This is a genomic window from Desulfosarcina sp. (genome assembly GCF_033791525.1).
In the GTDB taxonomy this organism is placed as follows: Bacteria; Desulfobacterota; Desulfobacteria; order Desulfobacterales; family Desulfosarcinaceae; genus Desulfosarcina.
Genome location: NZ_JASJGN010000303.1, coordinates 1 through 5,803, shown reverse-complemented (window position 1 = coordinate 5,803; position 5,803 = coordinate 1). Strand labels below are relative to the sequence as shown.

Annotated in this window: 5 protein-coding genes; all 5 read right to left on the bottom strand. The window is 49.9% G+C overall.

Annotated elements, in window-relative coordinates; all coding sequences use genetic code 11:
* Positions 1-217: 217 nt before the first annotated feature.
* On the bottom strand, positions 218-2,146 hold the full coding sequence (locus QNK41_RS15245) for a transporter substrate-binding domain-containing protein (protein ID WP_319258392.1): 1,929 nt from the start codon (positions 2,144-2,146) through the stop codon (positions 218-220).
* 286 nt (positions 2,147-2,432) lie between these two features.
* Positions 2,433-2,963 carry an NUDIX hydrolase gene (locus QNK41_RS15240; protein ID WP_319258390.1) on the bottom strand — a complete coding sequence of 177 codons (531 nt, stop codon included), beginning with the start codon at positions 2,961-2,963 and terminating at the stop codon, positions 2,433-2,435.
* Positions 2,960-3,562: a tetratricopeptide repeat protein gene (locus QNK41_RS15235; protein ID WP_319258388.1), complete on the bottom strand. Its 603-nt coding sequence runs from the start codon at positions 3,560-3,562 to the stop codon at positions 2,960-2,962. Before QNK41_RS15235 ends, QNK41_RS15240 begins: the two co-directional genes overlap by 4 nt.
* A gap of 182 nt (positions 3,563-3,744) precedes the next feature.
* Positions 3,745-4,785 carry a glucosyl-3-phosphoglycerate synthase gene (locus QNK41_RS15230; protein ID WP_319258387.1) on the bottom strand — a complete coding sequence of 347 codons (1,041 nt, stop codon included), beginning with the start codon at positions 4,783-4,785 and terminating at the stop codon, positions 3,745-3,747.
* On the bottom strand, positions 4,778-5,803 hold a 1,026-nt coding region (locus QNK41_RS15225), incomplete at its 5' end, for a peptidase dimerization domain-containing protein (protein ID WP_319258385.1). The genes QNK41_RS15230 and QNK41_RS15225, both read right to left, overlap by 8 nt.

Genomic DNA, 5,803 nt, shown 5'->3' with positions numbered 1-5,803 from the left:
TTTCTTGCCACAGCAGGCATCGGGAGAGTGCTCGGGGCGCTGATGGGTGGCGCGGTGTGGCAGGCCGGCGGCATCCTTGCCACAGGCTGCATATCAGGCATACTGACTTTTCTGGGGATGCTGTGCCTGCTGCGCGGGTTAAAAGAGTGGGACAAGGGATCGTAATTTTGAGCGCTTTGCACGCGTTTGGTGGTTCCTTAAGGTTTCTTGCGTACTATCATGTTTCCCCGTCTTTAAACATGGGTTCACCGGTGAAATGCGGTAAATGCACCCTGAAGACGGTGCCTTTATCGGGTTGACTGTCAAAATCGATTTGCCCACCATATCGCTTTACTATGCCGTGGATAACTGAAAGTCCCATTCCAGTACCTTGACCTTTTTTTTTGGTTGTGAAAAATGGATTGAACACTTTATCCCGGACCTCTGATGGAATTCCGTGCCCAGTGTCTTCCACCGTTAATCGGATGAATCGACCTGAATTTAAATCGACGGAAGTATTGATTTGGCTTCTATCTAACTTTACCTCGGAGACGCCAACACTAAGTGTCCCCCCTTCATCCAACATCGCATGGCTTGCGTTCGTGCACAGATTCATCACCACCTGATGAATTTGGGTATCATCAGCCATCACCAACCCGTCGGATTGGATATTTTGCCTGACTTCGATGGAGGGGGGAAGTGAGGGCAGCATAAATTCAAGCGTTTCCTTTACGATCACAGATAATTGAACTGGTTGGGGGTTATCTTCAGTTTGACGACTGAAAGTGAGGATTTGATTGACCAGCTTTTTGGCTCGCAGGCCTGCGGAAAGAATTTTTTTCAGGTGATTGTGCGTGGATGACTCCTTGGGAATGTCCATTGTTGCCAGTTCGGCATATCCGATTACCGCCGATAGGATATTGTTGAAATCGTGGGCAATCCCGCCAGCCAGGGTGCCGATGGCCTCCATCTTTTGGGATTGAATGAGCTGCTTTTCCAATTGTTTGTACGCTGTTAAATCTTGCCAGGTCTCGATGGCACCATCAACTTTTCCGGCCTGATCCTTAAGCAGTGCCGCAGTAACATAGAGCCATTTACCATTCACATCGATGTTTTTAAGATAACATTCGGCTTCAAAGGCGCCCTTTACGATCGTTGATTCCCTGTATGTCGTATTCTGGTATTGTTGGATGCGCTTGGTCAGGACATGGTCCATGAGCAGGTCAATGGTCGCATATGGTCGGTTGCCGTAAAAACTCGAGCAGTATTTTTTTGTGCCGATGATCGTATCGCTTGCCACACCGGTTAATATTTCACAGGCCTTGTTCCAATGGGTGACCGTGCGCGTTTCATCAACCACATAAGTGGGGATTGGGATTCCTTCAACGATCTGGTTGAGCCGCGCTTCATTTTGGCACAGCTCTTCAGTTTTCTGAGCGACTTTGCGTTTCAAAGACCAGTTCCAGAAAACAAAGGTCAACAATATAATGATAATTGTGCCCACCATGAGCAACACATAGGTTGTTAATCTGCCCATGCGCTTTTCTTGTTCATGGACCGAAAACCACTTCAGGTAGATCTCGTCATACTCACCGGAGTGATGAATAGCAAACAACCCCTCGTTGAGTTCGGCCAACAGATTGGAATTGCCTTCAGCTACTGCAAAACAAAGGTGTTTTACCAGAATCGGCGGGCCGAAGGTCTCTATATTGTTGAGCTTTAAATCTTTCAGGAGGTCAAGCCCATGCAGACGAGGAAGAACGGCACAATCATGTTTGCCGGATGCCAATAGCTTCAGGGCGTCGGTGGCCTCTTTCACGATAATGAGCGAATCCGTTACCCTGTTCTCAGTCGCCCAATCGTACACAAAAACATCTTTAACAACGATGATTTCTTTGCCTTTGAGTTCCTTGATTGAAGTGAAGGGTGCACCGTTGCGAATAAAAACCATATAGGGAACAACTAAATACGGTACGGAAAAATCGAATTTTTTATCCCTCTCTTTTGAATAGAGCATGCCCGTTAATCCATCAATCTTGCCTTCCTTCAATTTGTTGCGGGCATCGCTCCATGTGCCTAAATTTATTTTGACATTCAATCCTTCTTCCCGGGCAACCGCCTTTAACAAATCAATTGTAAATCCGTCCGGCATTCCGTCTGAATTCAGAAATTCAAAGGCGCAAAATCACTGTTTCCGCCGAATAAAAGGGGCCTGTCCGTTGAAATGCGATTTGGGATGGTAAAGCCTGGTGTGGAAGAAAAAAGCAGGATTAGAGGAGAAACCAGGAGAAGTATCAAAATGAAATTCATTTTGAGATGGCTTGAATGAGGCACAGTCTTCCCCTTTTTAGATTTGACGAGAAAACATGGTTGAAACCTTTGATTTTAAATCCTGAGGCTTAAACCGAGAAAGCTGGCGTGCATGTTCGCGTGAATGACTGTAATTTTTCTCATCATCCCAATCGGTTTGCGGCCAGTTGCAGACCGACCATGGTCTTGGCGTCCTGAATGTCACCTTCAGCGATCATGTTAACGGCCAGGCGCAATTCCACCCGATGAACAAAGAGCAGTTCATCTTCATCCAGTTTCTGTGCCGCCGGGGTGAGACCCGTGGCCAGGAAAAGATGAATGCGTTCGTCCGAGTAGGCCGGCAGCGGAGTGATGTCGGCCAACCGTTCGAAATGCCGGGCCGCGTATCCGGTTTCTTCAACCAATTCCCGTTCGGCGCATTGACGGGCGTCTTCACCCGGGTCCAGGGTGCCTGCCGGAATTTCCCAGATGAAACCGCCTACCGCGTGGCGATACTGTTTGAGGAGTAAAACCGAACCGTCATCCATCACCGGTACAATGGCAGCCGCACCGGGATGCCGGATAATTTCCATATCCAAGCTAACGCCGTTGGGCAAGGTGATGGTCTCCGCGTAAAAATCAAATACCCTGCCCTTTCTGATCAGTGTGGATTGGTTGCACAGCGCTTTGTTCATTTTGAATCTTCGTGTTTCTGTTTGATGTGATCAACCAGTTCCCGCACGGTCTGGCCGCCAGGTGACTTCGCATTGGGGTTGAGGGCCAGCAATGACTCCCAGGCAGCCAGGGCATTCTTCTCATCCTTGAGGTCATGGAAAAGGACGATCCCCTTGTTGAACCGTGAAATCTCATGGGTGGGATCGATCGCGATGGCCCGGTCAAAGGCATCAACCGCTTTATCCGGGCTGCCGATTCTGCGGTACATCACGCCTAAATCCGTCCAGACATTGGCGTCGTCCGGCGCTATGTCCAGTGCCGTTTCATAGGCAGCAATGGCCTCGTCCGGGAGGTTGGCATCAAAATATTGATGTCCCAGGTCAATCCAGGCCGTGATGTCCCGGGGATTTTTCTCGGTCTGTGCCTTGAGCATGTCGATGGCCTGTTGCCGCTCTATATCCATATCCGCCGATGGTTCCGATTCATGGGGATCGGCGATCGTACCACTTTTATAAATACCGAAGGCGACTCCCGTCACAAATCCGATCAGCAGAGAGGCCACGACAAACCAAATGACATTTTCTGATTTGATATATCCGGCACGCTTTTTTTCTGCCATATTGGTCCTTTCTTATTCAAAACACGCTGAGCAATCGTATGAGTTTGTTTATCCGCTGCCGAACGAGCTTGCCTACTGCGGCATATCCACGGCGGTGGCGGTCGATTCGGATATCAGCAGAAGCCATTTAAGATACAACTCATACCAATAAGCACGATATTGAGCATCTGCACCCGCGTAGATTATTTTTTGTTTGGGACATCAATTGGACGTTGGGGCGGCAAATCATTTCCCGAAAGCGAGTTTGACACCCGATCTGCGGATCTTTTCATATAATCAGGGATCTGAGACATTGGCGGCCGTTCGAACTGTTCCAACACATGCATCTCAGGTCGAAGCGCGTCACGGACCAGGCTGTACTGGATCATTTCATCGAAGATTTCCTGTTTGATGTCCACCCGGTTCAATTTTTGGACACGGTTCAAAAAGGTCTTGATGATTACGAAAGCCATCCGCCCCAGCGCCTTTGTATCCTGGTTCTTGTGCACCCGACGGTCAAGATCGACCTGGGCCATCACATCCAGACCCCATTTTTCATAGATGTCGATAAGCATTCCGGTTTCCACCCCGTAGCCGATGTGAAAGGGAATGCTTTCGAAGATGCTGCGATATCCCGCGTACTCTCCGGAAAGCGGCTGCAGAAACTGGGTCAGATCCGGCATGAACAGCGAAAAGAGCGGCCGTGTCACCAACTCCGTGACTCGTCCGCCACCGGTGGGCCGCAGTTTGTTATCTCCCAGAGAGATGGGGCGGTCGTAAAAGGCCTTGGTAAACTGGATGCGATCGGAAAGCAGCAAAGGCCCCAACAGCCCATACGCAAACCGATGGTGAATGTTTTTAATGTCCGCATCGATATAAACAATGATGTCTCCCCGGGTCACAAACAGTGCCTTCCACAGGTTCTCCCCTTTCCCCTTGAATTTCTCCAGGTGCGGCAGGATGTCATTGGCCTCGTAAACCGTTACATCGTAGGATCGGGCGATGTGACGGGTCTTGTCCGTCGATCCGGAATCGATAACCACGATCTCATCGATAAGCGGGTAACGCGTCATCAGTTCCGATCTCATGATGACGATCTCTTTGGCGATGGTCTTTTCCTCATTCAGCGTGGGCAGGCACAATGAGATGGAAATTTTTTTACGCTGTTTGGCCTTAACCAGGCGATCGAGGTCCTTGAATTCGGAATGGTGAAACGTGTTTGATTCGATCCACTTTTTATTCATCACACACCCCATTGTCCATGGCCGTGATCAGTGCCGATACTTGAGCAATGCCTTTGAACATCGGCTCGATTTCAATCATGGCGCCATCCTGATGATAGTTGTCCCCACGGCTTAATCCCAAGGTGACTGCCGGAATCTTGCGCTGCAAAAAAATGGACAAGGCCGTTTCACTGGGCTCACTCACGGCTTGCACGCCCAGGCGATTCAAAATCCGGGAGGCGCATTTGACCAGCGGGTGATTGTATCGCAGATGGGTTGCATTCAGATTGCTAATGCGGTTGAGTCTCAGATCAACCGCGAAAGCCTTGTTGGTCTCATCGACGATATCCCTGATATCGCTAAAGAGTTCTTTGACCATTGCATCGGCATCGCTGCGGATTTCGAAACCGATTTTGGCGTTATAAGCTATTTTTCCATGGTTGAACCCGCCGGCAATCTTGCCGATGACAATCTGCGTACGTGGCTTCTGGGGCAAGCGTAGTCTGAGGATCGCGTTGATCACCTCGTTGATAACCAGAATCGCGTTCGGTTTGTGGTGCCTGCCGATTTGCTTTTCCGAGGCGATACTGCAACTAATTTCGCCCCGGATCATGCCATTGGAAGAGTAATTGAGTCGCCCCAGTTCCACGCTTTCCAGGCAGATGGCACCCTGGATCGGCGTGGGCCATGCCTCGAGAAGTTGGCGGATACCCTTGAGGTTTCCTCTGCCGATGGTTTGGACAATGGCAACCAGAACGATATCCGATTCAAACATTAAACCCAACCGTCTGAATACCTCCGGCAGGGAAGCCAGGACGCCTACGGCCGCCGAATTGTCCGAAACCCCGATGCCGCTGATAATTTTATCCGTCACCTCGTAGTGCTGGTCGGCCTCCACTTCTGAAAAGGTGTCGAGGTGGGCCACGACAAAGATGGACTGCCTTTCAGCCGATGCACCACGAATCAAACCGATGGGATTGCCGAAATCATCGATGCTGCACTCGTCCACCTGAAATTCGGCCAGGCGTTCCACCAAGCA

Coding starts and splice junctions, on each gene's coding strand:
- QNK41_RS15240 (WP_319258390.1), bottom strand. CDS start 2,963: ATGAACAAAGCGCTGTGCAACCAATCCACACTGATCAGAAAGGGCAGG.
- QNK41_RS15235 (WP_319258388.1), bottom strand. CDS start 3,562: ATGGCAGAAAAAAAGCGTGCCGGATATATCAAATCAGAAAATGTCATT.
- QNK41_RS15230 (WP_319258387.1), bottom strand. CDS start 4,785: ATGAATAAAAAGTGGATCGAATCAAACACGTTTCACCATTCCGAATTC.